General features: G+C 71.6%; 17 protein-coding genes and 2 rRNA genes (1 of these 19 cut by a window edge). 9 read left to right on the top strand and 10 right to left on the bottom strand.

Annotated elements, in window-relative coordinates; all coding sequences use genetic code 11:
* Positions 1-99: 99 nt before the first annotated feature.
* Positions 100-819, bottom strand: a complete 720-nt coding sequence (locus tag GKC29_RS10825; RefSeq protein WP_155334082.1) for a TIGR03936 family radical SAM-associated protein — start codon at positions 817-819, stop codon at positions 100-102.
* Positions 820-926: 107 nt separating this feature from the next.
* Positions 927-2,915: a TIGR03960 family B12-binding radical SAM protein gene (locus GKC29_RS10820; RefSeq protein ID WP_155330692.1), complete on the bottom strand. Its 1,989-nt coding sequence runs from the start codon at positions 2,913-2,915 to the stop codon at positions 927-929.
* 435 nt (positions 2,916-3,350) lie between these two features.
* On the opposite strand from GKC29_RS10820, the gene GKC29_RS10815 reads away from it, so the two are divergent.
* Together GKC29_RS10815 and GKC29_RS29900 are read left to right on the top strand one after the other, a co-directional pair.
* Positions 3,351-4,766 (top strand): RNA-guided endonuclease TnpB family protein, encoded by a 1,416-nt coding sequence (locus tag GKC29_RS10815; protein WP_155330691.1) that lies wholly within the window; start codon positions 3,351-3,353, stop codon positions 4,764-4,766.
* 397 nt (positions 4,767-5,163) lie between these two features.
* Positions 5,164-6,327: a hypothetical protein gene (locus GKC29_RS29900; RefSeq protein ID WP_230689058.1), complete on the top strand. Its 1,164-nt coding sequence runs from the start codon at positions 5,164-5,166 to the stop codon at positions 6,325-6,327.
* 60 nt (positions 6,328-6,387) lie between these two features.
* Here GKC29_RS29900 and GKC29_RS10805 read toward each other — a convergent pair whose 3' ends face one another.
* Both GKC29_RS10805 and ileS read right to left on the bottom strand, forming a co-directional pair.
* On the bottom strand, positions 6,388-7,086 hold the full coding sequence (locus GKC29_RS10805; protein ID WP_155330690.1) for a 1-acyl-sn-glycerol-3-phosphate acyltransferase: 699 nt from the start codon (positions 7,084-7,086) through the stop codon (positions 6,388-6,390).
* An 89-nt stretch (positions 7,087-7,175) separates the two neighbouring features.
* Positions 7,176-10,322 carry an isoleucine--tRNA ligase gene (gene ileS / locus GKC29_RS10800; RefSeq protein ID WP_155330689.1) on the bottom strand — a complete coding sequence of 1,049 codons (3,147 nt, stop codon included), beginning with the start codon at positions 10,320-10,322 and terminating at the stop codon, positions 7,176-7,178.
* 300 nt (positions 10,323-10,622) lie between these two features.
* Between ileS and GKC29_RS10795 the strand changes: the two genes are divergently transcribed.
* The 5 genes from GKC29_RS10795 (at position 10,623) to GKC29_RS10775 (ending at position 14,879) form a co-directional block, all read left to right on the top strand.
* Positions 10,623-11,645, top strand: a complete 1,023-nt coding sequence (locus tag GKC29_RS10795) for an ArsR family transcriptional regulator (RefSeq protein WP_155330688.1) — start codon at positions 10,623-10,625, stop codon at positions 11,643-11,645.
* A 112-nt stretch (positions 11,646-11,757) separates the two neighbouring features.
* Positions 11,758-12,765: an ABC transporter ATP-binding protein gene (locus GKC29_RS10790; protein ID WP_155330687.1), complete on the top strand. Its 1,008-nt coding sequence runs from the start codon at positions 11,758-11,760 to the stop codon at positions 12,763-12,765.
* Positions 12,762-13,535, top strand: coding sequence for an ABC transporter permease (locus GKC29_RS10785; RefSeq protein ID WP_230688988.1), 774 nt, complete (start codon positions 12,762-12,764; stop codon positions 13,533-13,535). Before GKC29_RS10790 ends, GKC29_RS10785 begins: the two co-directional genes overlap by 4 nt.
* 10 nt (positions 13,536-13,545) lie before the next feature.
* Positions 13,546-14,334 (top strand): ABC transporter permease, encoded by a 789-nt coding sequence (locus tag GKC29_RS10780; RefSeq protein WP_155330686.1) that lies wholly within the window; start codon positions 13,546-13,548, stop codon positions 14,332-14,334.
* Positions 14,335-14,438: 104 nt separating this feature from the next.
* Positions 14,439-14,879 carry a carboxymuconolactone decarboxylase family protein gene (locus tag GKC29_RS10775; RefSeq protein ID WP_155330685.1) on the top strand — a complete coding sequence of 147 codons (441 nt, stop codon included), beginning with the start codon at positions 14,439-14,441 and terminating at the stop codon, positions 14,877-14,879.
* 150 nt (positions 14,880-15,029) lie between these two features.
* Here GKC29_RS10775 and ndk read toward each other — a convergent pair whose 3' ends face one another.
* Complete coding sequence (gene ndk, locus GKC29_RS10770) at positions 15,030-15,455, bottom strand: nucleoside-diphosphate kinase (protein ID WP_155330684.1); 426 nt, start codon at positions 15,453-15,455, stop codon at positions 15,030-15,032.
* 141 nt (positions 15,456-15,596) lie between these two features.
* On the opposite strand from ndk, the gene GKC29_RS10765 reads away from it, so the two are divergent.
* Entirely contained in the window at positions 15,597-16,979 is a 1,383-nt protein-coding gene (locus GKC29_RS10765; RefSeq protein WP_155330683.1) for a VOC family protein, read from the top strand.
* A gap of 138 nt (positions 16,980-17,117) precedes the next feature.
* Here GKC29_RS10765 and GKC29_RS10760 read toward each other — a convergent pair whose 3' ends face one another.
* The 3 genes from GKC29_RS10760 to GKC29_RS10750 are packed head-to-tail and all read right to left on the bottom strand — an operon-like array spanning position 17,118 to position 21,534.
* On the bottom strand, positions 17,118-17,588 hold the full coding sequence (locus tag GKC29_RS10760; RefSeq protein WP_230688987.1) for a DUF4233 domain-containing protein: 471 nt from the start codon (positions 17,586-17,588) through the stop codon (positions 17,118-17,120).
* Positions 17,585-18,919 carry a folylpolyglutamate synthase/dihydrofolate synthase family protein gene (locus GKC29_RS10755; protein WP_155330682.1) on the bottom strand — a complete coding sequence of 445 codons (1,335 nt, stop codon included), beginning with the start codon at positions 18,917-18,919 and terminating at the stop codon, positions 17,585-17,587. The genes GKC29_RS10760 and GKC29_RS10755 overlap by 4 nt, the downstream gene beginning before the upstream one ends.
* Complete coding sequence (locus tag GKC29_RS10750; protein WP_155330681.1) at positions 18,916-21,534, bottom strand: valine--tRNA ligase; 2,619 nt, start codon at positions 21,532-21,534, stop codon at positions 18,916-18,918. The genes GKC29_RS10755 and GKC29_RS10750 overlap by 4 nt, the downstream gene beginning before the upstream one ends.
* A gap of 69 nt (positions 21,535-21,603) precedes the next feature.
* Between GKC29_RS10750 and GKC29_RS10745 the strand changes: the two genes are divergently transcribed.
* A complete protein-coding gene (locus GKC29_RS10745) occupies positions 21,604-22,287 on the top strand; it encodes a hypothetical protein (protein ID WP_155330680.1) in 684 nt (227 codons plus the stop codon).
* Between the two features lie 248 nt (positions 22,288-22,535).
* Here GKC29_RS10745 and rrf read toward each other — a convergent pair.
* Positions 22,536-22,652, bottom strand: a 5S ribosomal RNA gene (rrf, locus tag GKC29_RS10740).
* Positions 22,653-22,735: 83 nt separating this feature from the next.
* Positions 22,736-24,914, bottom strand: a 23S ribosomal RNA gene (locus GKC29_RS10735) (it continues 935 nt past the right edge of the window).

Here is a 24,914-nt window from a genome sequence, read left to right as displayed (position 1 = left end):
GGTGAGCGCTGCCACGCAGGGTCGCCGCAAAAGGTGTTTCCGCCGTTCGCGCGAGCCGCGCGACCGCCGAAGTCTGCCTAGCCGGGCACCGACCGTCGGTCAGTGCCCGTCGATGGTTGCCCCGTCGCGGTCCGCTTCCAACGGATCCGCTATCGCACCCTGCGCGGTCAGCATGCCCTGTGCCAGCCGGGTCACCCTCGGTGAGACCGGCGGCTCCAGGTCGGCCACCACGCGGAGGCCGGAAAGGACGTCATCGGGCCGTACGGAGGGGGTGACCTGCCGCACGACCAGTTCGAGTATCGCACACGGTACCGCCGGGACCCCGGAAGGCGTCTCGGCCGGTGTGATCACATCGATGGAGTTGACCGCCGCCCGGGCGTCGAAGGTGCGCCGGCCCTGCTTGGTCATCCGCTCGACCAGCACCTCGTCGGCGGCGCTGAAGGCGGCCACCGCCTTCTGCAGCACGGCGGCGTCGACCTCGGGCAGCTCGATCCGCCAGTGCGACGCCTGGATCCGGTCGGCGAGGCTCCCGCCCGTCGCGACCACGGCGTCGAGCACGTCCAGCCCGGGCGAGAGAGCGGCGTCGAGCGCGCCGCGCAGCGCGGCCGGGTCGACCGCGTCGCGCAGCCCGATCTCCAGGTACTCCGCCTCGCTCGCCACGCCGGTGGGCGCCGCGCTGGCGTACGAGATCTTGGGGTGGGGTGTGAAGCCCTGGGAGTACGCCATCGGCACACCCGCCCGGCGCAGCGCCCGCTCGAACGCGCGCGCGAAGTCCCGGTGCGAGGTGAACCGCAGCGGCCCCCGCTTGGCGTACCGGATGCGGATGCGCTGGACGACCGGCGCCTGCCCGCCCTCCGGCTGTGGTTTCCTACTGATCGTCGTGCTCCTCGGATGTCCGGGCCGGCGGCGGTCGCCGGCCCCGGGGGCTACTGCGGGGTGCCGCTGGGGACCCGCAGGCCGTTGATCGGGGTCAGCGGGAGCAACTTCTTCCCGGTGGGACCGATCTGGATCTCCGTGTCCATCGACGGGCAGACGCCGCAGTCGAAGCACGGGGTCCACCGGCAGTCGTCCTGCTCGTACTCGCTGAGCGAGTCCTGCCAGTCCTGCCAGAGCCAGTCCTTGTCGAGGCCGGAGTCCAGGTGGTCCCAGGGCAGGACCTCCAGCTCCTCGCGCTCCCGGGTGGTGTACCAGTCGAGGTCGACGCCGAAGGCCGGCAGGGCCTCGGCGGCGGCGTCCACCCACCGCTGGTACGAGAAGTGCTCGCTCCAGCCGTCGAAGCGGCCGCCGTTCTCCCAGACCTTCCGGATCACCGCGCCGACCCGGCGGTCACCGCGGGACAGCAGGCCCTCGATCAGCGACGGCTCACCGTCGTGGTAGCGGAAGCCGATCGCCCGGCCCAGCGACCGGTCGGCGTTGATGGCCTGCTTGAGCAGCTTGAGCCGGCCGTCGATGACCTCCGGCCGCTCCATCGCCGCCCACTGGAACGGGGTGTGCGGCTTCGGCACGAACCCGCCGATCGACACCGTGCAGCGGATGTCCTTCGAGCCGGTCGCCGCCCGGCCGGCCCGGATGACCTCGTGCGCCATGTCGGCGATCTCGAGGACGTCCTCGTCGGTCTCGGTGGGCAGGCCGCACATGAAGTAGAGCTTCACCTGCCGCCAGCCGTTGGTGTAGGCGGTGACCACGGTGCGGATGAGGTCTTCCTTCGACACCATCTTGTTGATCACCTTGCGGATCCGCTCCGACCCGCCCTCGGGGGCGAAGGTCAGACCGGTCCGCCGGCCGTTGCGGGACAGTTCCTGCGCCAGCTCGATGTTGAACGCGTCCACCCGGGTCGACGGCAGGGAGAGGGACACGTTGGTGCCCTCGTACTGCTGGGCGAGGCCGGAGCACATGTCGCCGATCTCCGAGTGGTCGGCCGACGACAGTGACAGCAGGCCCACCTCGTGGAAGCCGGAGAACTCCAGCCCCTGCTGCACCATCTGCCCCACCGTGGTGATCGACCGCTCGCGCACCGGGCGGGTGATCATGCCCGCCTGGCAGAACCGGCACCCGCGGGTGCAGCCCCGGAAGATCTCCACCGCGTACCGCTCGTGGACCGTCTCGGCCAGCGGGACGAGGGGCTTCTTCGGGTACGGCCAGGCGTCCAGGTCCATCGTCGTGCGCTTGTGCACCCGGAACGGCACGTCCGGGCGGTTCGGCACGACCCGCTGGATCCGGCCGTCGGGCAGGTAATCCACGTCGTAGAAGCGCGGGACGTAGACGCTCTCGGTGCGGGCCAGCCGCAGCAGCAGCTCGTCGCGTCCGCCCGGGGAACCCTCGGCCTTCCACTCCCGGACGATCGTGGTGATCTCCAGGACCGCCTCCTCGCCGTCGCCGAGCACGGCGGCGTCGACGAAGTCGGCGATCGGCTCCGGGTTGAACGCGGCGTGCCCGCCGGCCACGATCACCGGGTCGGCGTCGGTGCGGTCGGCGGCGAGCAGCGGGATGCCGGCGAGGTCGATCGCGGTGAGCAGGTTGGTGTAGCCCAGCTCGGTGGAGAAGGAGACGCCGAACACGTCGAAGTCGCGGACCGGGCGGTGCGCGTCGACCGTGAACTGCGGCACGCCGTGGGCGCGCATCAGCTTCTCCAGGTCCGGCCAGACCGCGTACGTCCGCTCGGCCAGCACGTCGGGCAGCTCGTTGAGCACCTCGTAGAGGATCTGCACACCCTGGTTGGGCAGGCCGACCTCGTACGCGTCCGGGTACATCAACGCCCAGCGCACCGCCGCCGCGTCCCAGTCCTTGACCACCGCCCCCAGCTCGCCACCGACGTACTGGATGGGCTTGGTCACCTGGGGCAGCAGCGGCTCCAGGCGGGACCAGACCGACGGGTTGGCCGCGGCGGGGCGCGGCGTGGTGGACGGAACGCTCATGATGCCCAAGGGTAGCCGCCCACCGGCCGGCCGACCGCGCCGCGGGCGAGCATCCACCTGCCGCTGGCGAATGGAGCCACCGCTGCCAGACGGCCGGCCAGGACCGACGCCCTGCTCAGAGCGGTTCAGACGGACGGCCGGCCGGTCACGCCGTACCGGCGGCCGGCGGCCGGCTCCCGGTGATGGCACACCGGTACTAACCTCAATTCGGCAAGAGGAGGAATGACTAGAAGTGACGTCCCTCGACCGTCTGGCGCACACGGCTGCCTGCCGTGGCTGCCAGATTGTCGTGGGCAACTTCAAGTCACTGTCACCGCAGCAGGGGTTGGTGGAGGCTCTGCTGGCGATCGTTGCAGCCTTCTTGTGCCGATCGGACGGGCTGCGATGCTACGAGAGGGAACTCAAGGGTGCGGATCTGATCACGGGAGGCAACGGGTGAAGGTCACCCGCATCGCCTACTCGATTGGCCTGAATCCGGGCAAGTACATGGCGCTGGTGGAGCAGGCCCGCCGGCTGGGTCGGGTGCGCAGCGAGGTGTGGCAGCGTTACGGCTCGATCAGCGGGGTGGGGTCCGGGCTGAAGGACCGACAGGTTCGAGACCGGTGGCTGGCCGATGGCACGCACCAGCGGTTCGGTGTGCTGGCAAACGCCTGGAAGGAGACCGCCCGCGACGCGATGGCCGACATCGCGGCGCACCTGGCTTCGGCCAAGGTCGAGGTGCGGCGGGCGATCCTGCGGCGCACCGGCGCTCCGGCCGAGCGCAAGCGCATGCTCACCGCGCTTAAGACCCACCGGTGGGCGGACGATCCGTTCCTGGCCCGGCAGATGCGCAAGCACTGGCGGCGAGGCAAGAACCGCACCCACGATCAGATCGTCGTGCGCGCCGACCAGCACCACACCCTTACTGACGGGCACGGCCGGCTGTGGCTGGCGGTACCCGGTCTCGAACGCCGCAAGATGGTCAGGATCCCGCTGTCCACGACGGTCGCTCCAACCGGCACGCTGCGGCTGATCCTGCGCGGCGGCCGGGTCGAGGTGCACTACCAGATCGACGTATCTCAGATGCGATCGTCGCAGCGACCGCGCGGCAGCCGGACCATCGGCGTCGACAAGGGCTACACCGAAGTCCTGACCGACTCCGACGGCGAGCACCACGGCACCCGCCTAGGCGAGCTGCTGGCTACGGAGTCGGACCGGTTGAAGCAGCGCAACCGGCGCCGGGCGAAGCTGCGCTCGATCGCCAACACCGCCGCCCGCCGCGGCGACCACCGCAAAGCGAACCGGATCAAGGTCAACAATCTGGGGTACGTGAAGCGGGACCGGCAGGCCGCCCGTCATCGGGCGCAGGTCCGCACGGAGATCTTTATCGCCGTGCACCGGGTCGTTGACAAGGCCGCCACGGTGGTCGCCGAAGACCTCACCAAAAGCTTCGCCGGACGCACAAAGCTCGATAGGAACGTCAACCGTCGCCTCGCCGCGTGGACCAAAGGGGTCACCGCTGAGGCGCTAACCAACGTGTCGGAACGCAGAGGTTCTGCGCTCGTCCACGTCAACGCCGCCTACACCTCACAAGCCTGTCACCGCTGCGGCAGCCTCGGCCGACGTAGCGGTGACCGGCTTCACTGCACCTCCTGCAGGGTGGTGTGGCAGGCCGACGTGAACGCCGCGATCAACATCCTGCAGCGAGCAGGCGACCCCGACATCGCCCTGCACACTTCGCATCACGCCGTGAAGCAGATCTTGCAGGACAGGGCCGATCGCCACCGGACCAGACTGCCGGTCCAGGACTCCAGCCCGGCCACCGCCGAGCGGAGCGCGAATCATCCGAACCGCTCACCAATGAGCAACTAGTAGGAAGCAGATTGCCGCGATGCCGCAGCCGGAGCCGCAGCCGGGAACAGACCGGCCGGTCGACGGGACGACCCCGCACCGGGACCGGGAACCGGCGGTCACCGACGAGCCGACCCCCGTCACGCCGTCCGCGCCGCCCGAGGCGACCGGATCCCGGGCGGAGCCGTCCGGCCCGGCCAGCCCGCCCGCGCCGGCCCAGGGCACGCCCCCGACGGCCGACGCACCGGCCGCGGACGACCAGCCCACCACGCCCGCGCCGGCCTCCGTCGGGGGCGTCCCGCCCGCCACCGCTGCGGCGGGCGGCGGTCAGCCCTCCGGGCCGCGGGGCACCCGCCAGTTCCCGGCCGGTGAGCCGCCGCCCGATGCCGCGTCCGCCGGCCCGGCCGGCACCCGCAAGCTGCCGGCCGAGGAGGCCCACGGCCCGTCGGGCACCCGCAAGCTGCCGGCCGAGGAGGCTCCCGAGCCGCCCGCGCCCCGGTGGAGCGGGTCGGCGGCGGTGCCACCCCCGTCGCCGCGCAAGCGTGCCTGGGGCGAGTCGGCCGAGCCGACCCCGGTGCCGCCGCGCCCGGTCGAGGCCCCCGAGGACCGGGCCCCGGTCGACCCCTGGGCGGGCGCGGACACCGGCGGCTGGGACCTGCCGTCGGGCGAGATGCCGGAGCTTCCGCCGCTGCCGCCCACAACCCCCTACCCCTCCCCGGCGCCGACGCGCCCGTACTCCGGGCCACCGGCCCCCGCGTCACCGGCGCCCGGGCACCCCCTGTCGCCGCCGGCCGCCTACCCGGCGTCGCCGGCCCCGGCCGCGTACCCCGCGTCGCCGGCCCCGGTCCCCTACCCCGCGTCGCCGGCCCCGGCCGCGTACCCGCCGGCCGCGTACCCGGTCCCGGTCCCGCCGCCGCCCGCACCGCCGCTGCCGGCGCGGTCGAAGCGCCGGCGGCGGAACGCTCCCCCGCCGGTCCCGCCGCCGCCCGGCTGGCAGGCCCCCAGGGGGTACGTCCCGGTGCCGGTCCGCAAGCGCCGGAAGTGGCCCTGGGTGCTGCTGTTCACCCTCGCCTGCTGCTGCGGCTGCCCGGCCTACTGGGCGATGCCGATGATGAACCAGGTCCCGGCCAGCGCCGCGTTGCCGGCCGAGGTCGCGGACCTGCGGCTGCGGCAGGACGACCGCAGCACGGCGGCCGCGACGAAACTGGAGGCGGAGGTCCGCAGCGCGCACTGGCTGGCCAGCGACACGTTCGCCGGCGTCTACGCCACCGGGAGCGGCAAACGGGTGACCGTCTTCGGCGGCACCGGCTTCTGGTTCAGCCCGGAGTCGGAGGCGGACGCCGAGATCGCCCGCCTCACCGAGCAGTACTCGCTCGGCGAGCCGCGGATCATCGACACCGGCATCCGGGGTCGGCACGAACGCTGCGCGGTCGGCCGCGCCGACGGCACGGACGTGGTGGTGTGCACCTCGGTCGACCACGGCAGCATCGCGACCGCCGTGTTCACCCGCCTCTCGGTCGACGACAGCGCCGCTCTCCTCGCCACCCTGCGGGAGCAGATCGTCACCCAGCAACAGAGCTGAGCGCTTCTTCGGTACGCGTTGTCGCCGGGGTGACCGGGCACGTGACGGGGGCGGCCCCGGTCAGACCGCGCCGGGCTCGCCGGCGATGGGCGGGTGCGCGCGCGGCGGGGCGTAGCGGGGGACGTACTCCTGGCCGGTCAGCTTCTGGATCTCGCTCATCACCTCGTCGGTCATCGCCCGCAGCGAGGTCCGGTCGTCCGAGCGACCGGTGAAGTCCAGCGGCTTGCCGAACTTGACGGTGATCTTGCCGGTGAACGGCCGCGGCACCCGGGCGCCGATCGGCTGGACCTTCTCGGTGCCGATCATGCCGACCGGGATGATCGGCACCCCGGCGGACACCGCCAGCCGGACCGCGCCGGTGCGCCCCCGGTAGAGCCGCCCGTCCGGGGACCGGGTGCCCTCCGGGTAGACGACGACCAGCTCACCGGCTCTGAGCGCGGGGATGGCCGCGTCGAACGCGGACAGGGCCGCCCGCCCGCCGGCCCGCTCGACCGGGATCGCGCCCAGGCCGGTGAGCACGAACTTCGAGAACCGGCCCTTCACACCCGTGCCCTTGAAGTACTCCGACTTCGCCCAGAACGCGAGGTGCCGGGGGACGACGGCGCCGAGGAACAGCTCGTCGGCGACCGAGAGATGGTTGCCGGCGAAGATCGCGCCACCGGTCTCCGGCACGTGCTCCAACCCCTCCACGGTCGGCCGGAAGGCCAGCCGCAGCGCGGGCGCCACGGTGAGCTTGCCGATGGTGTAGAGCAGCGGCACTGGTCCTCCGGCAGGTCGGGGGGTGCGGTAGGGGCGCTGTCACGGTAGCGGACGCGCCCCCACCGCGACGACACAGGTGGCGGGGCCTCTCATACCCGGCGGACGGTCACCGTCACCTGCTCGCCGTCGCCGACCTCGCCGGTGAAGCCGTCGATGCCCTCGGCGAAGTCGACCGACTCGGCCAGCACCTCCCGCCGCACGAAGTCGAGGTACGCGGACACCGCCGCCCGCACCTCCTCGGAGGCGGCGAGCGCGACCACGATGCGGTCCGACACGTCGAGGTCGGCGTCGCGGCGGGCCTGCTGCACCACCCGGACCACGTCCCGGGCCAGGCCCTCGGCGGCGAGCTCGGGCGTGACCTCCGTGTCCAGCACGACCACCCCCTCGCCGCCGGGCAGCGGGGCGGAGTGCTCGGCGTCGGCGGCGACGAGGCGCAGCTCGTACTCGCCCTCGGCGAGGGTCACCCCGGCGGCGACCGGAGCACCGTCGACCAGGTCCCACTCCCCGGCCTTGACCGCCTTGATCACCTGCTGGACCGCCTTGCCGACCCGCGGGCCCAGCGCCCGGGGCACCACGGTCAGCACCTGCTGGCAGTAGGCCTGCACCTCGCCGGTGAACACGACCTCCTTGACGTTGACCTCGTCGGCCACCAGATCCGCGAAGGGGCGCAGCTGGTCGGCGGCCGGCGAGGCCACGGTCAGCGTCGACAGCGGCAGCCGCACCCGCAGGCCCTTGGCCTTGCGCAGCGACAGCGCCGCCGAGGCGACCGCCCGCACGTTGTCCATCGCGGACACCAGCTCGTGGTCGGCGGGGAACCCGTCCGCCGACGGCCAGTCGGTCAGGTGCACCGAGCGCTCGCCGGTCAGGCCACGCCAGATCTCCTCGGCGGTCAGCGGTGCCAGCGGAGCGACCACCCGGCAGAGCGTCTCCAGGACCGTCCACAGGGTGTCGAACGCGTCGGCGTCGCCGGACCAGAACCGGTCCCGGGAGCGGCGCACGTACCAGTTGGTCAGCGCGTCCAGGTAGGACCGGACGGTGGCGCAGGCGCCGGAGATGTCGTACGCCTCCATCTGCGCCTGCACCGTCGACACCAGCTCGTTGGTCTTCGCCAGCACGTACCGGTCGAGCACATGCGTCGAGTCCGTCCGGCGGCGAGCGGTGTGGCCGTCCGCGTTGGCGTAGAGCGAGAAGAAGTACCAGACGTTCCAGAGCGGCAGCAGCACCTGCCGCACGGCGTCCCGGATGAGCGTCTCGGTCACCGCCATGTCGCCGCCGCGCAGCACCGGCGAGGACATCAGCATCCAGCGCATCGCGTCCGACCCGTACGAGTCGAACACGTGGTAGACGTCCGGGTAGTTGCGCAGGCTCTTGGACATCTTGCGCCCGTCCGAGCCGAGCAGGATGCCGTGGCTCAGGCAGTTGCGGAACGCCGGCCGGTCGAACAGGGCGGTGGCCAGCACGTGCATGGTGTAGAACCAGCCCCGGGTCTGCCCGATGTACTCGACGATGAAGTCGCCCGGGTAGTGATGCTCGAACCACTCGGCGTTCTCGAACGGGTAGTGCACCTGGGCGAACGGCATCGAGCCGGACTCGAACCAGCAGTCCAGCACCTCCGGCACCCGGCGCATCGTCGACTTTCCCGTCGGGTCGTCCGGGTTGGGGCGGACCAGCTCGTCCACCGCCGGCCGGTGCAGGTCGGTCAGGCGTACGCCGAAGTCCCGCTCGATCTCGGCGAGCGAGCCGTACACGTCGACGCGGGGGTAGGTGGGGTCGTCGGACTTCCACACCGGGATCGGCGAACCCCAGAACCGGTTCCGGCTGATCGACCAGTCGCGGGCGTTGGCCAGCCACTTGCCGAACGAGCCGTCCTTGATGTGGCCGGGCGTCCAGTTGATCTGCTGGTTCAGCTCGACCATCCGGTCCTTGAACGTGGTCACCGCCACGAACCAGGACGACACCGCCTTGTAGACCAGCGGGGTGTCGCAGCGCCAGCAGTGCGGGTACGCGTGGGTGTAGGTGTCCTGCTTGAGCACCACCCCCCGCTCCTTCAGCTCCCGGATCACCGGCTTGTTGACGTCGAAGACCTGCTCGCCCTGGTACGGCGGGACCAGCGCGGTGAACCGGGTGTGGTCGTCCACGGTGACGATCGTGGGGATGCCGGCGGCGTTGCAGACGTTCTGGTCGTCCTCGCCGAACGCCGGGGCCAGGTGCACGATCCCGGTGCCGTCCTCGGTGGTGACGAACTCCGCGCCGAGCACCTGGTAGGCGTTCTCCCCCGCCTGCTCGACGAGGAAGTCGAACAGCGGCGTGTACCGGCGGCCGACCAGGTCCCGGCCGTACACCGTACCGACCTGCTCGTACCCCTCCAGCTCCTTCGCGTACGCGCCGAGCCGGGCCGCGCCGACGACGTACCGCTCGCCGTCCCGCTGCAGCACCGCGTACTCGATGTCCGGGCCGACGGCGAGCGCCAGGTTGGACGGCAGGGTCCACGGCGTGGTGGTCCAGACGCCGAGCTTCACCGGCCCGCGCACCGGCTCCGGCGCGCTCTCGTCCGGGGTCAGCGCGAACCACACCGACAGCGTCGGGTCGTGCCGGTCCCGGTAGACGTCGTCCATCCGGGTCTCGGTGTTCGACAGCGGCGTCTCGCAGCGCCAGCAGTACGCGAGCACCCGGAAGCCCTCGTACACCAGACCCTTGTCGTGCAGGGTCTTGAAGGCCCACATGACGCTCTCCATGTAGTCCAGGTCGAGCGTCTTGTAGTCGTTGGCGAAGTCGACCCAGCGGGCCTGGCGCGTGACGTACCGCTCCCAGTCCTGGGTGAACTCGAGCACCGACGTGCGGCAGGCCTCGTTGAACCGGGCCACGCCCAGGTCGAGGATCTCCGCCTTGGAGGTGATGCCGAGCTGCTTCTCGGCGACCACCTCGGCCGGCAGGCCGTGGCAGTCCCAGCCGAAGCGCCGCTCCACCCGCCGGCCGCGCATCGTCTGGTAGCGCGGGACCACGTCCTTGACGTAGCCGGTGAAGAGGTGGCCGTAGTGCGGCAGGCCGTTCGCGAACGGCGGGCCGTCGTAGAAGACGTACTCGTTCTCGCCGTTCCGGCCGGCCTCGCGCGCCTCGACGGAGGCCTCGAAGGTCTTGTCGGCCGTCCAGTGCTCCAGGACCCGGCGCTCGACGGCGGGCAGGTCCGGGCTCGCGGGGACGCCGGCCGCGGTCGGGTCGTGCAACGGATAGGCCATCGGGGGTCGCTCTCCTCAGCAGCTCACTCGACGTGTGGTCTGCGAGGACGAGCCTGTTTCCGGTACGCCGTCCGGCGTGTCCGGGCATGACCCGCGGTACCACCCCGCTTGGCGGCCAGGATCGACCGCCCGCTCGTTGGCCGGCTGTGACGGGCCGGACCCGTCCGGTTCTACTCGGGCGCGGACGCCCTTTCTTCCGGAGGCTCACCGGTGATGGCCGGGTCATCGCCTTTCGGCCGTCAAGCCTACCCGACCGTCGACGGAGATCTCCTCCGAGTAACGGCCCGCTAGGCTCGGCCAGTGATCCGGATCGAGCTCGACGAGCCCACCCTCGCCCGCACCCGGATCGCCACCAGTCCGCTCTGGGAGGTGCTGACGAGCCTCTACCTGCTGCACCGGAATCCGGGCGAACCGCCGTGGCCGTACACCGGTTGGGCCCGGCACGCCCGGCGGGTGCTCGCCGAGGTCCCGGCCGCCGCGCCGGCCCGGCTGCTGGTCACCCCGGGCGGCATGGCACCGGACTTTCTGACCCCGATCCCGCCGTCGCCGGCGCCGACCCTGGCCGAGGAACTGGCCGTCCTCCGCGCCACGCCGCGCGAGCTGATCGCCGAGCAGATTCGCCTGCACCACGGCGACGACGAGACGCCGGGTTGGCTCCGCCCGTTCGTGACCGACCGGCAGGCCGCCCTGGACCGGCTGGCCGACGGTATCCAGGCGTACTGGGACGCGGCGATCGCGCCGTGGTGGCCGGCGATGCGGGCGGCCCTGGACGAGGAGGTGCTGAACCGGGCGCGGGCCCTCGCCGCGGACGGCCCGGACGCGCTCCTGGCCGACCTGCACGAGCGGGTGCGCTGGGAACGGCCGGTGCTCACCCTGGTCAAGCCCCTCGAGCACAGCTTCCGGGCGACGAACCAGCGGCTGCTGCTGATCCCGCTCGTCTTCTCCCGGGGCGCGCTATCCTGCTCCACCGACCACCCGGAGATCGTCGCCGTCTCCTACCAGGCGCGCGGGGCGGCCCTGCTCGCCGAGGGCGGTCCCGCCCCGGCGGTGGCCGGCGTCGCCGACACCGACCGGCTGGCCGTGCTGGTCGGCCGGGGCCGGGCCGCCGTGCTGCGGGCGCTGACCCGGCCGGCCACCACCGCCGGGCTCGCCGCCACCCTCGGGCTCGCCCCGAGCACCGTCTCCGAGCACCTCGCCGCGCTGCTCGCCGCCGGCGTGGTGCACCGCCGCCGGGTGGGCCGGCGCGTCCTGTACGGCCTGGAACCGGCCGGGCGGGCGCTCGTCACGCTGATCGGCGCCGACCCGGCGACCGCCTCCGCGTGACGATTCGGCGAACGCCGAATTCGTTTCCCCGCCACGCCCGCCGTCCCTAGATTCACCGCCATGAGCGAGCGGAGCGAGGTGCCGGCGTGAGCGGGCGGAACGGGGGGCCGGGGTGAGCGGGTACGCGATCGAGGCGGCCGGGCTGCGGCGCACCTACCGCAGCCGTACCGGATGGCTACGACCCCAGCGCCGGGAGGTGGAGGCGGTCCGCGGCGTCGACCTGACGGTCGGCAACGGGGAGCTGTTCGGCCTGCTCGGCCCGAACGGCGCCGGGAAGACGACGACCATCAAGCTGCTGAACACGCTGCTCATCCCGACCGCCGGCACCGCCCGGATCTGCGGCTACGACGTGGTCCGGCAGACCCGGGAGGTACGCCGGCGGATCGGGTACGTCTTCGGTGGCGACCGCGGCCTGTACGACCGGCTCTCCGCGCGGGACAACCTGCGCTACTTCGCGGAGCTGTACGGCGTGCCGGGCCGGGAGCAGAAGCGGCGCATCGCCGAACTGCTGGACCTGGTCCGGCTGACCGGCCGGGAGAACGAGCGGGTCGAGGGCTACTCCCGGGGCATGCGGCAGCGGCTGCACATCGCCCGGGGGTTGCTGCACCGCCCGCGGGTGCTCTTCCTCGACGAGCCCTCGATCGGCGTGGACCCGGTGGCCGCCCGGGAGCTGCGGCAGACCGTCGCCGACCTGGCCGCCACCGGCACCACGGTCCTGCTGACCACGCACTACATGGCCGAGGCGGACGAGCTGTGCGGCCGGATCGCGGTGATCGCCGGCGGCCGTATCCAGGCGCTCGGCACCCCGGCGGAGCTGCGGCACCACGCCGACGGCCGGCAGGTGCTGGAGGTCGAGGCGTACGGGGTGACCGACGACCGGCTGGCCACGATCCACGCCCTGCCCGGGGTACGGGAGGCGAGCCTGGAGGTGGTCGGGGCCGCCCAGGTGCTCGCCGTGCAGTCCGACGCGGGGGTGGACGTGCAGGCCGACGTGCTACGGGCGCTGTCCGGCGTCCGGCTGGGCCGGGTCACCGCGCGGCAGCCGACGCTGGAGGACGCGTACGTCTCGATCGTCAACCGGGCGGACGGGCACCGCGCGGCCGAGGCGGTGCCGGCGTGAGGACCCTGCGGATGATCGCGGTCGGCGCGCTGCTGCACGCCAAGCAGCTCAGCCGGTCGCCGTTCGAGGTCGCCACCGCGCTGATCGTCCCGGTCGTCCAGGCGACCCTGGCGGTCTACCTGTTCCGGGCCGGCGGCGAGCCGGGCCGGCTGCTGGAGGCGGCCGTCGGCGCGGGTCTGATGGGCGTCTGGTCGTCGGTGCTGTTCGGCTCCGGCGGCGCGATCCAGAACCAGCGCTGGCAGGGCACCCTGGAAATGATCATGTTGGCGCCGCGGCCGCCCGCGCTGGTCATCCTGCCGATCACCCTGGCCACGGCGCTCACCGGCACGTACGCGATGGTCGCCACCCTGCTGTGGGGGCGGCTGCTCTACGGCATCCCGTTGGATTTCGCCGACCCGGTCGCGTTCGCCGTCGCGGTGCCCGGCTGCATCGTCGGGCTGGGCATGTTCGGCCTGCTGCTCGCGTCGACGTTCGTGCTGCTGCGCAACGCCAACGCACTGACCAACACGCTGGAGTACCCGATCTGGCTGGTCTCCGGGATGCTCGTGCCGATCACGGTGCTGCCCGGGTGGACCGGCCCGGTCGCCGCGGTGCTGCCCACCACGTGGGGCGCCCGGGCGGTCCGCGAGGCCGCCACCGGCAGCGGTCCGGTCTGGCCGTCGCTCGGCGTCTGCCTGGCGATCAGCCTCGGTTGCCTGGCGGTCGGCGCGCTGATGATGACGTACGTCGAGCGGCGGGCACGGGCCGCCGCCACGCTGGCGCTCGCCTGAGGAGGGGACGATGACCGACCTGTTCCGCCTGGTGGGCACCGGTGGCGTGATCGCCTACCGGGCGCTGTTCAACTGGACCACCCCGCCGATGTTCGTCGGCACCCTGCTCGTCGGGCCGCTGTTCCAGCTGCTCTTCTTCGCGTACCTGGGCCGGCAGCTCGGGGTCGCCGACGACCGCTTCTACATCGTCGGGAACGCGGTGCTCGCCGCCTCGCTGGCGGGTGTGTTCGGCGGCACGATGGCGGTGTCGAACGAGCGGCGCTTCGGCACCCTGGGGCACGTGCTGCTGTCGCCGCGCAGCCGCACCGCCGTCTTCCTCGGCCGGGTCCTGCCGTACGCCGGAAACGGCCTGCTCATCGCGGTGACCACGCTGACCGCGGCGGCGCTCCTGCTCGGCCTTCGGATACCCGCGTCGGCGCTGCCGGCCCTGCTGCTCACCCTCGCCGTGGCGGCCCTGTCCTGCGGCTTCTTCGGGCTGACCCTGGGCGCGGTGGGCCTGCGGTTCCGTGACGTGTGGCTGGTCTCCAACGTGTCGGTGGCCCTGCTGCTCCTGCTCACCGGCGTGAACGTGCCGGCCGCCGACCTGCCGGTCGGCATGCGGGTGGCCGGCCAGCTCCTCCCGATCACCCACGCGGCCGAGGCGGCCCGCCGCCTGTCCGCCGGCGACGGCCTGTCCGCCGCGGCGGGCCCGCTCGCGGCCGAGGCAGCGGTGGGCCTCGGGTACGCGCTCCTGGCCGCCGCCCTCCTCAAACTCTTCGAAGCCGAATCCCGCCGCCACGCCTCCCTGGACACCCTGTAACCCCCACCCGCGGTGGGCGGTGGGCGGGGTCACAGCGCCGAGCCGTCACGCCGGCGACCGCCGTCCCGTCGAGCGGGTGAAACGCACCGAGCAGGGAGGTTGTCATGCAGCGGATGAACACGGCCGAGGTGGCGCCGGAGGCGTACCAGGCGGTGCTGGGGCTGGAGAAGTACGTCCGGGCGAACGTCGAGCACACCGTGCTGGAGCTGGTGAAGCTGCGGGCGTCGATGCTGAACGGCTGCGCGTTCTGCGTCGACATGCACAGCCGGGACGCCCTCTCGTCGGGCGAGTCGAGCCGGCGGCTGTTCGCCGTCGCCACCTGGCGCGAGGCGCCGTTCTTCGACGAGCGGGAGCGCACCGCGCTGGCGCTCACCGACGCCGTCACGAAGCTCGGCGAGCACGGGGTCCCCGACGACGTGTGGGACGCGGCGGCCAAGGTGTGGTCCGAGAAGGAGCTCGCGGACCTGGTGATGGCGATCGCGACGATCAACGTGTGGAACCGGATCGCGGTCACCACCCGGGCGCAGCCGCCCGCGGAGGTCTGAGCGGCGGACCCGACGGCGGCCGGTGCGGGGTGCGCACCGGCCGCCGTCGTCCGTGCGGTCAGGGAGTGGGCGGGTACCCCGTCCGCCAGCTCGGGACGGAGCGATCAGGCCGGCTCGGAAAAGCCGACCAGGCCGGCCCGGGACGGGCGATCAGCCCAGCTCGGGGAACCAGAGCGCGATCTCGCGCTTCGCGCTGTCCACGGAGTCGGACGCGTGCACCAGGTTCTCCCGGTTGGACAGCGACAGGTCACCCCGGATGGTGCCGGCGGCGGCCTTGCGGCCGTCGGTGCTGCCGAGCATCCCGCGGACGACCTCGATGACCTGGTCGCCGGAGAGCACCAGCGCGACCAGCGGACCGCCGGTCATGAACGCCTTCAGCGGCGGGTAGAACGGCTTGTCGACGTGCTCGGCGTAGTGCTGGTCGGCGAAGTCGCCGTCCATCGTCCGGGTCTCCATCGCGTCGATCCGCAGCCCCTTGCGCTCGAACCGGGAGATGATCTCACCGACCAGCCCGCGGCGGACCGCGTCGGGCTTGATCAGTACGAGCGTGCGTTCGTCCGGGCTGCTGCTGGACACGCTGGGTTCCTCCTGTGCGCGGAAGACGGTCGGGCTGGGTACGGTCAGCGTAGCGACCCGGTCCCGGCGCCGGGACGGCGGCCGGTCTTTCCCCCGGTGGCCGGTCCGGCCTAGCCTGGCCCTGACCCCGGGAGGTCCACAGTGGCGAATGGCGGGAACCGGCCCATCGCGCCGGTCCGCAAGCTGGTCGGCGCGGTGCTGGGCACGGTGGCCACCTTCGTGGTCCTGTTCGGCCTGGGCATGACCAGTTGGGCGATCGTGGCGCTCGGTGTCGCGCTGCTGGTGCTGGCGATCGCGCTGGCCACGGTCCGTGCCGGGGGGCGCACCTGGGTCATCGGCGAGGGGCATGTGCACAGCGTCTCCGAGCCGCCCACCCAGTACGCCTTCGGCCGGTGCGAGCTGCAACTCGTCATCGACGCGCCGGGCCTGCCGCCGAGATCCAAGAAGATCATCGACCCGCGGGTGCCGGTCGCGAAGTGGCCCGCGCCGGGCCAGACCCTCCCGATCCGCGTCGCCCTCGACGACCAGCGGCACGTCCGGGTCCTCTGGGACGAGGTGCCGACGCACGCCGAGACGGCCGCCGTCATCGCCGACCTGCCCCCCGAGTACGCGGACACCGAGCCGGTGGAGGAGGTGCTGATCCGTCAGGAGGCGCCGCCGTGGGCCGACCGGACGCCGGAGGACGACTTCCGCGACCCGTACGGCGACCCGTACGCGAGCCCCCCGGTTGACCCCGTCGCGCCACCCGCCGAGCGGGAGACCGTGGTCGTGCACCAGGTCCCGGGCGGACCGAAGGTGGTGGAGGGGACGCTCGTCGAGCCGCCCTCCAGCGACCTGCCCCGGCGGGCGGCCACCCCGACCCCCCGTCCCCCCGCCGACGAGGCGTTCGACCCGCCCGGCGGGACGCGGTTCGACCCGCCGGCCGACCGGTACGAACCGGTGGGCGACGCGCCCCGCACCGGCGAGCCGTACTCGCCGCCGGCCGACGCGCCGGAGCCACCTCCCGCCCGCGGTTTCCGGGTGCCCTCCCCGGCGGACCCGCTGGACCCGCTGGACCTGCCGCTGGACGACCCGCCCGCACCGCGCGCCGACGAGGCGGTGCCGCCAAACGGCCTCGACGAGGCGATCTTCGGCGAGGCGGCCGGCGACCCGCCGATCGCCGGGGTGGGGCTCACGCTGCTGGTCACCGACCTGTCGCGGTCCCTCGCCTTCTACCGGGACCTCGGCTTCACCGAGGTCGACCGGGGTTCGGGCAACGCGGTGCTCGCCTCCGGGTCGACCCGGCTGGTGCTGCGTGAGGTCACCGAGGCCGCTCCGGTCAGCCGCCGGCTGGTGCACGTCAACCTCGAGGTGGACGACATCGAGGCGGCGTACGCGCGGCTGCGCGAGTCGGGGGTCCGCTTCACGTACGCGCCCCGGGTGGTCAACCGGGGCACGAAGCTGGAGGTCTGGGCGGCCGCCTTCCGCGACCCGGACGGCCACGGCATCGCCCTGACCCAGTGGCGGGAACGCGCCGACGCCTGACCGCCGGACGGGCTGCGCCGAACGCCCCACCGGGCCGGGGTGCCGACCCGACGCCGGGCCGCCCACCCGCAGCCGCCGCACGGCCGCGCTCATCCGCCGCCCGGCCGCCGTCGCCAGGGACGGGGCCGGCCGCGCCCGTCAGCTCAGGATCACCCGCCGCACGTGCAGGGCGTACGCCCAGACCAACGCGAAGATGATCCCCAGGACCAGCAGCGACCAGTGCAGCAGCCCGGCGAGCAGGAGCAGCCCCTGCAGCACGGTGCCCGCGTGCCACGCCCACGGGCGGCGCATCAGGCCGGCCAGCAGCAGCGCCGCCACCGCCAGGGCCAGCACGGCGGCGACCGCGGCACCGCTCAGCCCGCCGCCGACCACCCGGATCGGCTGGATGGCGAGCACCAGCACCAGGGCCTCCAGGATCAACGTCCCGGCGCCCAGCCCACGGACCGCCCGCTCCGGGTTGCGCAGACCGGACCGCCGCGGCACCCGACCCGACTGCTCGGCGGACCCACGTGCCGGCGGCCCACCCGACTGCTCGGCGGACCCATCGGACTGTGCCGGCGGCCCGCCCGGCTGCTCGGCGGGCCCGCCCGGCTGCTGCGGCGCGGTCATCGCTTCAGCAGCCGGCGGGCGTCGGCCACGGTCACCACCGACCCGGTGATCAGCACACCGACGCCGGCCAGCTCGCCCGGCACGTCCTCCTCGGCCAGCGCCACCGCCGCCTCGATCGCGTCCGGCATCTCCTCGGCCACCTCGACCCGGTCCGGGCCGAACACCTCGGCGGCCAGCGCCGCCAACTCCCCCGCCGGCATCGCGCGGGGCGAGCTGTTGCGCGTCACCACCACCTGGTCGACGACCGGTTCCAGCAGCTCCAGCAGGCTGGCCGCGTCCTTGTCGCCGAGGACGCCGAGCACCGCCACCAGCTTGCTGAACGCGAACTCCTCCTGGAGGGCCGTGACCGTGGCGGCCATGCCCTGCGGGTTGTGCGCGCCGTCGAGCAGGACGGTCGGCGCGGTGCGGACCCGCTCCAGCCGACCCGGCGAGCTGGCCGTGGCGAAGCCCTCCCGTACCGTCTCGACGTCGAGCTGGCGGCGGGCCCCGGCGCCGAGGAACGCCTCGACCGCCGCGAGCGCCACCGCCGCGTTCTGTGCCTGGTGGGCACCGTGCAGGGGGACGAACACCTCCTCGTACACGCCGCCCAGCCCCTGCAGGGTGAGTACCTGCCCGCCGACGGCGACCGCCCGGCGCAGCACCCCGAACTCCGAGCCCTCCCGCGCGATGGTCGCGCCGACCTCGGCGCAGCGTTCGAGGATCGGCCGGGCCGCCGCCTCCTCCTGCGCGGCGGAGATGACCGTCGCGCCCTTGTGGATGATGCCGGCCTTGTGCAGCGCGATGTCCTCGACCGTGTCGCCGAGCCACTCGGTGTGGTCCAACCCGATCGGCGTCAGCACCGCCACACCGGCGTGGATCACGTTCGTCGAGTCCTCGGCGCCGCCGAGCCCCACCTCGACCACCGCGACGTCGACCGGGGCGTCGGCGAAGGTGGCGAACGCCAGCGCCGTGGTCATGTCGAAGTAGGTCAGGGGCTCCGTCGACCGCTCGTCCACGAGCTGCGCCAGCGGCGCCACCTCCCGGTACGTGGCGGTGAACCGCTCCTCGCTGACGGGCTCGCCGTCCAGGCTGATCCGCTCCCGGACGGTCTCCAGGTGCGGGCTGGTGTAGCGGCCGGTGTGCAGCCCGAAGGCCCGCAGCAGAGAGTCGATCATGCGGGCCGTGGACGTCTTGCCGTTGGTGCCCGTCAGGTGGATCGACGGGTACGCGCGCTGCGGGCTGCCGAGCAGGTCCAGCAGGGACCCGATCCGGTCCAGCTCGAACACCATGCGGGTGAACCCGCGGCCGGCGAGTTCGGCCTCGACGGCGGCGAAGTCGTTGCGGTCGGTCACGAGGGCAGCGCCTCCAGAGCGGCGTCGATGCGGGCCAGGTCGGCCTCGGCGGTCGCCAGCCGGTCCCGGATCTTCTGGACCACCGGCTCCGGGGCCTTACCCACGAACGCCGGGTTGCCCAGCTTCGCCCGGGCCTGCGCGGCCTCCTTCTCGGCCGCGGTGCGGTCCTTGGTGAGCCGGGCCCGTTCGGCGGCCACGTCGATCGAGCCGCGCGTGTCCAGCGCGACGCTCACCTCACCGGGCATGGTGAGGGTGGCGCTCGCCTGGAAGCCGTCGCCGGCGTCGTCGAGGCGGACCAGCGACCGGATCAGCGGCTCGTGCCCGGCGATGCCGGCGTCGGCCAGCCCGTCGAGCCGGGCGACGACCCGCTGCGTCGGCCGCAGCCCCTGGTCGGAGCGGAACCGGCGGATCTCGGTGACCACCCGCTGGAGGGTGGCGATCTCCGCCTCGGCGGCGTCGTCGACCAGCGCCCGGTCGGCCACCGGCCAGGACGCGGTCATCACCGTCTCGCCGCCGGTCAGCGCCGTCCACAGCTCCTCGGTGACGAACGGGATCACCGGGTGCAGCAGCCGCAGCAGCTCGTCGAGCACGTGCCCGAGGACGCGCCGGGTGGCGTCGGCGGCGGGACCGCCGGCGGCCAGCACCGGCTTGCTCAGCTCGACGTACCAGTCGCAGACGTCGTCCCAGGCGAAGTGGTAGAGCAGGTCGCAGACCTTCGCGAACTCGTACGCCTCGAACTGCCCGTCCACCTCGGCGGTGACGTGCGCGAGGCGGGACAGGACCCACCGGTCGACGGTCGACAGCTCGGTCGCGGCCGGCAGCGGGCCCTCGGTGTGCGCGCCGTTCAGCAGCGCGAACCGGGTCGCGTTCCACAGCTTGTTGCAGAAGTTCCGGGAGCCCTGGCACCACTCCTCGCTGACCGGCACGTCACCACCGGGGTTCGCGCCCCGGGCGAGGGTGAAGCGGGTGGCGTCGGCGCCGAAGCGGTCGATCCAGTCCAGCGGGTCCACGACGTTGCCGAACGACTTCGACATCTTCTTGCCGTGCTCGTCGCGGACCATGCCGTGCAGCGCGACGACGTCGAAGGGCTGCCGGCCGTCCATCGCGTACAGGCCGAACATCATCATCCGGGCGACCCAGAAGAAGAGGATGTCGTACCCGGTGACGAGGACGCTGGTCGGGTAGAACTTCGCCAGCTCAGGGGTCTGCTCCGGCCAGCCGAGGGTGGAGAACGGCCACAGGCCGCTGGAGAACCAGGTGTCCAGGACGTCCTCGTCCTGGCGCCAGCCCTCGCCGGTCGGCGGCGCCTCGTCCGGCCCGACGCACACGATCTCGCCGTCCGGCCCGTACCAGACCGGGATGCGGTGACCCCACCAGAGTTGGCGGGAGATGCACCAGTCGTGCATGTTGTCGACCCAGGCGAAGTACCGCTTGGCCAGCTCGGCCGGCTCGATCTTCACCCGGCCGTCGCGGACCGCGTCGCCGGCCGCCTTCGCCAGCGGTGAGGTGTTGACGAACCACTGCAACGACAGCCGGGGCTCCACCGTGGTACGGCAGCGCGAGCAGTGACCGACCGCGTGCACGTACGGCCGCTTCTCCGCCACGATCCGGCTCTGCTCGCGCAGCGCGGCCACGATCGCCGGCCGGGCCTCGAACCGGTCCAGGCCCTGGAACGGGCCGTGGGCGGTGATGACTCCCCGCTCGTCCATGACCGTGAGCGAGGGCAGGTTGTGCCGCTGGCCGATCTCGAAGTCGTTGGGGTCGTGCGCCGGCGTCACCTTGACCATGCCGGTGCCGAACGACGGGTCGACGTGCTCGTCGCCGACGATCGGGATCCGGCGCCCGGTCAGCGGCAGCTCGACCTCGGTGCCGATGAGGTGCTTGTACCGGTCGTCGTCCGGGTGCACCGCCACCGCGGTGTCGCCGAGCATCGTCTCCGCCCGGGTGGTCGCCACCACGACCTCGTCGCTGTACCGGATCGAGACCAGCTCACCATCGTCGTCGGTGTGCTCCACCTCGATGTCCGACAGGGCGGTCAGGCAGCGCGGGCACCAGTTGATGATCCGCTCGGCGCGGTAGATCAGGCCGTCGTCGTACAGCTTCTTGAACATGGTCTGGACGGCGCGCGACAGGCCCTCGTCCATGGTGAAGCGCTCGCGGTCCCAGTCGACGGAGTCGCCCAGCCGGCGCATCTGGCCGAGGATCGCGCCGCCGGACTCGGCCTTCCACTGCCACACCCGCTCGACGAACGCCTCCCGGCCCAGGTCGTGCCGGGACAGTCCCTGCGCGGCGAGCTGCCGCTCCACCACGTTCTGGGTGGCGATGCCGGCGTGGTCCATGCCGGGCAGCCACAGCGCCTCGTAGCCCTGCATGCGCTTCCGCCGGACCAGCGCGTCCTGCACGGTGTGGTCCAGGGCGTGCCCCATGTGCAGGGAGCCGGTGACGTTCGGCGGCGGGATGACGATCGTGAACGGCGGCCTGTCGCTGTCCGCCGACGCGCGGAAGTGGCCGGCGGCTACCCAGTGCTCGTACCGTCGCTGCTCTACCTCGCCGGGCTGGTACTGGCCGGCAAGGGTGGGGGCGTCGGGGCGTCGGGCATCCAGTCTCTCGGTCACCCTGAAAGTCTACGGAGAGCTTCGACGGACCCGACGTGCGCCACCGGTGCTTCGCGTACGGTGTCGGCTATGTCCGACGCACATCTCACCGAGCGGCCGGTCGACGACGCGCCCGAGCCTGTCGAACTGACCGACGAGCCGATCCGCCTCGGCGCCGGGGCCCCGGAGGGGACCTCCGAGCGGCGGCCGGGCCGGTCGCGGCGGCGACGGGTGGCGTGGGTCCTCGCGGCGGCCGTCGGGCTCGCCGGCGTCGGAGCCTTCGGCACCGCCGGCTGGCGGATCGCCCAGCAGAAGGACGCCGACATCGCCAGCCCCGACCGGGTGGCCGGGCTGACCCGCGACGACAGTGAGCGGGCCCGCAGCACCGCGGACTACCTGCGCAGCGGTTTCGCCGCCGACGTCGAGCTGGACCGCAGCTTCGGCACCGTCTACCGGGACCCGGCGAACGAGCGCCGCTCGGTCCTCATCTTCGGCGGGACCACCCTGCTGTGGCAGCCCGAGCGCGACCTGGACAGCCTCTTCGACCTGATGACCGACGAGACCGGCCGGGTCACCGGCCTGCGCGAGGTCCCTGCGGGCCGGCTGGGTGGCGTCCTCAAGTGCGGGACGACCAGCGGGGAGGGCGGCGACTTCGCGGTGTGCGGTTGGGCCGACCACGGCAGCGTCGTGATGGCGATGTTCCCCGACCGGTCGGTCGGGGAGGCGGGCAACCTGCTGCGCAGCATGCGCGAGGAGATGCAGACCCGGGACTGACCGCGGGCACCGTCGCGGGCGGGCACCGCGCGGCCGCGCCGGCTCCGCGCCGGTGCGGCCTTCCCCAGGAGTACGCACACCGCGTCCCGCCGTGCGCCACGCGGCCCGCCACCCGCCGTCCCCATCGGCGGCGCCGTGATCATGCCGCGGCCGCGCGCGGCGGTGGCATGGCGGGGAGTTCGGGGTGGGTTTCCGGGGCGGAAACGCGTTCAGGGCCACCCAGTTGGGTGGCCCTGAACGGGAAAGATGTCCGGCGGTGTCCTACTCTCCCACACCCTCCCGAGTGCAGTACCATCGGCGCTGGAGGGCTTAGCTTCCGGGTTCGGAATGTTACCGGGCGTTTCCCCTCCGCCATGACCGCCGTAACTCTATCGACATGTCAAACAACACCCACGCGGGTTTATTGTTCGTTTGTCGGGAGTTGCACAGTGGACGCGTAGCAGCTTTGTTGGTCAAGTCCTCGGCCTATTAGTACCGGTCAACTGAACCCGTTACCGGGCTTACATTTCCGGCCTATCAACCCAGTCGTCTAGCTGGGGGCCTTACCCACCCGAAGGTGGTGGGATACCTCATCTTGAAGCGAGCTTCCCGCTTAGATGCTTTCAGCGGTTATCCCTTCCGAACGTAGCTAACCAGCCGTGCCCCTGGCGGGACAACTGGCACACCAGAGGTTCGTCCGTCCCGGTCCTCTCGTACTAGGGACAGCCCTTCTCAAGTATCCTACGCGCACGGCGGATAGGGACCGAACTGTCTCACGACGTTCTAAACCCAGCTCGCGTACCGCTTTAATGGGCGAACAGCCCAACCCTTGGGACCTGCTACAGCCCCAGGATGCGACGAGCCGACATCGAGGTGCCAAACCATCCCGTCGATATGGACTCTTGGGGAAGATCAGCCTGTTATCCCCGGGGTACCTTTTATCCGTTGAGCGACACCGCTTCCACATGCCAGTGCCGGATCACTAGTCCCGACTTTCGTCCCTGCTCGACCTGTCAGTCTCACAGTCAAGCTCCCTTGTGCACTTGCACTCAACACCTGATTGCCAACCAGGCTGAGGGAACCTTTGGGCGCCTCCGTTACCCTTTAGGAGGCAACCGCCCCAGTTAAACTACCCACCAGACACTGTCCCTGAACCGGATAACGGTCCGAAGTTAGATACCCAAACCAACCAGAGTGGTATTTCAAGATTGCCTCCACCCGCACTGGCGTGCGAGCTTCACCGGCTCCCACCTATCCTACACAAGCTAATTCAGATACCAATGTCAAGCTATAGTAAAGGTCCCGGGGTCTTTCCGTCCTGCCGCGCGTAACGAGCATCTTTACTCGTAGTGCAATTTCGCCGGGCCTGTGGTTGAGACAGTGGGGAAGTCGTTACGCCATTCGTGCAGGTCGGAACTTACCCGACAAGGAATTTCGCTACCTTAGGATGGTTATAGTTACCACCGCCGTTTACTGGCGCTTAAGTTCTCCGCTTCGCCCCCGAAAGAGCTAACAGGTCCCCTTAACGTTCCAGCACCGGGCAGGCGTCAGTCCATATACATCGAATTACTTCTTCGCATGGACCTGTGTTTTTAGTAAACAGTCGCTTCCCCCTGCTCTCTGCGGCCATACAACGCTCCACCCGCGCGGGGCTTCACGTCTCCGGCCCCCCTTCTCCCTAAGTTACGGGGGCAATTTGCCGAGTTCCTTAACCACAGTTCGCCCGATCGCCTCGGTATTCTCTACCTGACCACCTGTGTCGGTTTGGGGTACGGGCCGCTCGGAACTCGCTAGAGGCTTTTCTCGGCAGCATAGGATCACTGACTTCACCTGAATCGGCTCGGCATCACGTCTCAGCCTATGTGTGCTGCGGATTTGCCTACAGCACGGCCTACACGCTTACCCCGGCACAACCACCGGCCGGGCTCAGCTACCTTCCTGCGTCACCCCATCGCTTGACTACTACCCGCCAGGTTCCCACGCTCCCCGTGTTTGGTCCGAAGACCGCCCACAGATCGGGTGGTTAGCACAACGAGGTTCGTCAGGGTCGCTCCTTCGCGGGTACGGGAATATCAACCCGTTGTCCATCGACTACGCCTCTCGGCCTCGCCTTAGGTCCCGACTCACCCAGGGCGGATTAGCCTGGCCCTGGAACCCTTGGTCATCCGGCGGAAGGGTTTCTCACCCTTCTTTCGCTACTCATGCCTGCATTCTCACTCGTGCCGCGTCCACAACTGGGTCACCCCGCTGCTTCACCCCCGGCACGACGCTCCCCTACCCACCCACACACCTGCACCAACACCCCGAAGAGCGCCGGCGAAGTACTTGTGTGAGTGCCACAGCTTCGGCGGTGTGCTTGAGCCCCGCTACATTGTCGGCGCGGAACCACTTGACCAGTGAGCTATTACGCACTCTTTAAAGGGTGGCTGCTTCTAAGCCAACCTCCTGGTTGTCTATGCGACCCCACATCCTTTTCCACTTAGCACACGCTTAGGGGCCTTAGCTGGTGATCTGGGCTGTTTCCCTCTCGACTACGAAGCTTATCCCCCGCAGTCTCACTGCCGCGCTCTCACTTACCGGCATTCGGAGTTTGGCTGATTTCGGTAAGCTTGTGGGCCCCCTAGACCATCCAGTGCTCTACCTCCGGC

Source organism: Micromonospora sp. WMMC415 (assembly GCF_009707425.1).
GTDB lineage: Bacteria > Actinomycetota > Actinomycetes > Mycobacteriales > Micromonosporaceae > Micromonospora.
Note: the sequence above shows the minus strand (reverse complement) of the source record. Positions and strands in the feature narration are given on the sequence as shown.

What these genes read in the sequence shown, in the direction of transcription:
- GKC29_RS10820 (WP_155330692.1), bottom strand. Translation starts at nt 2,915, where the DNA reads ATGAGCGTTCCGTCCACCACGCCGCGCCCCGCCGCGGCCAACCCGTCG.
- ileS (WP_155330689.1), bottom strand. Translation starts at nt 10,322, where the DNA reads ATGGCCTATCCGTTGCACGACCCGACCGCGGCCGGCGTCCCCGCGAGC.
- GKC29_RS10780 (WP_155330686.1), top strand. Translation starts at nt 13,546, where the DNA reads ATGACCGACCTGTTCCGCCTGGTGGGCACCGGTGGCGTGATCGCCTAC.
- GKC29_RS10775 (WP_155330685.1), top strand. Translation starts at nt 14,439, where the DNA reads ATGCAGCGGATGAACACGGCCGAGGTGGCGCCGGAGGCGTACCAGGCG.
- GKC29_RS10760 (WP_230688987.1), bottom strand. Translation starts at nt 17,588, where the DNA reads ATGACCGCGCCGCAGCAGCCGGGCGGGCCCGCCGAGCAGCCGGGCGGG.
- GKC29_RS10745 (WP_155330680.1), top strand. Translation starts at nt 21,604, where the DNA reads ATGTCCGACGCACATCTCACCGAGCGGCCGGTCGACGACGCGCCCGAG.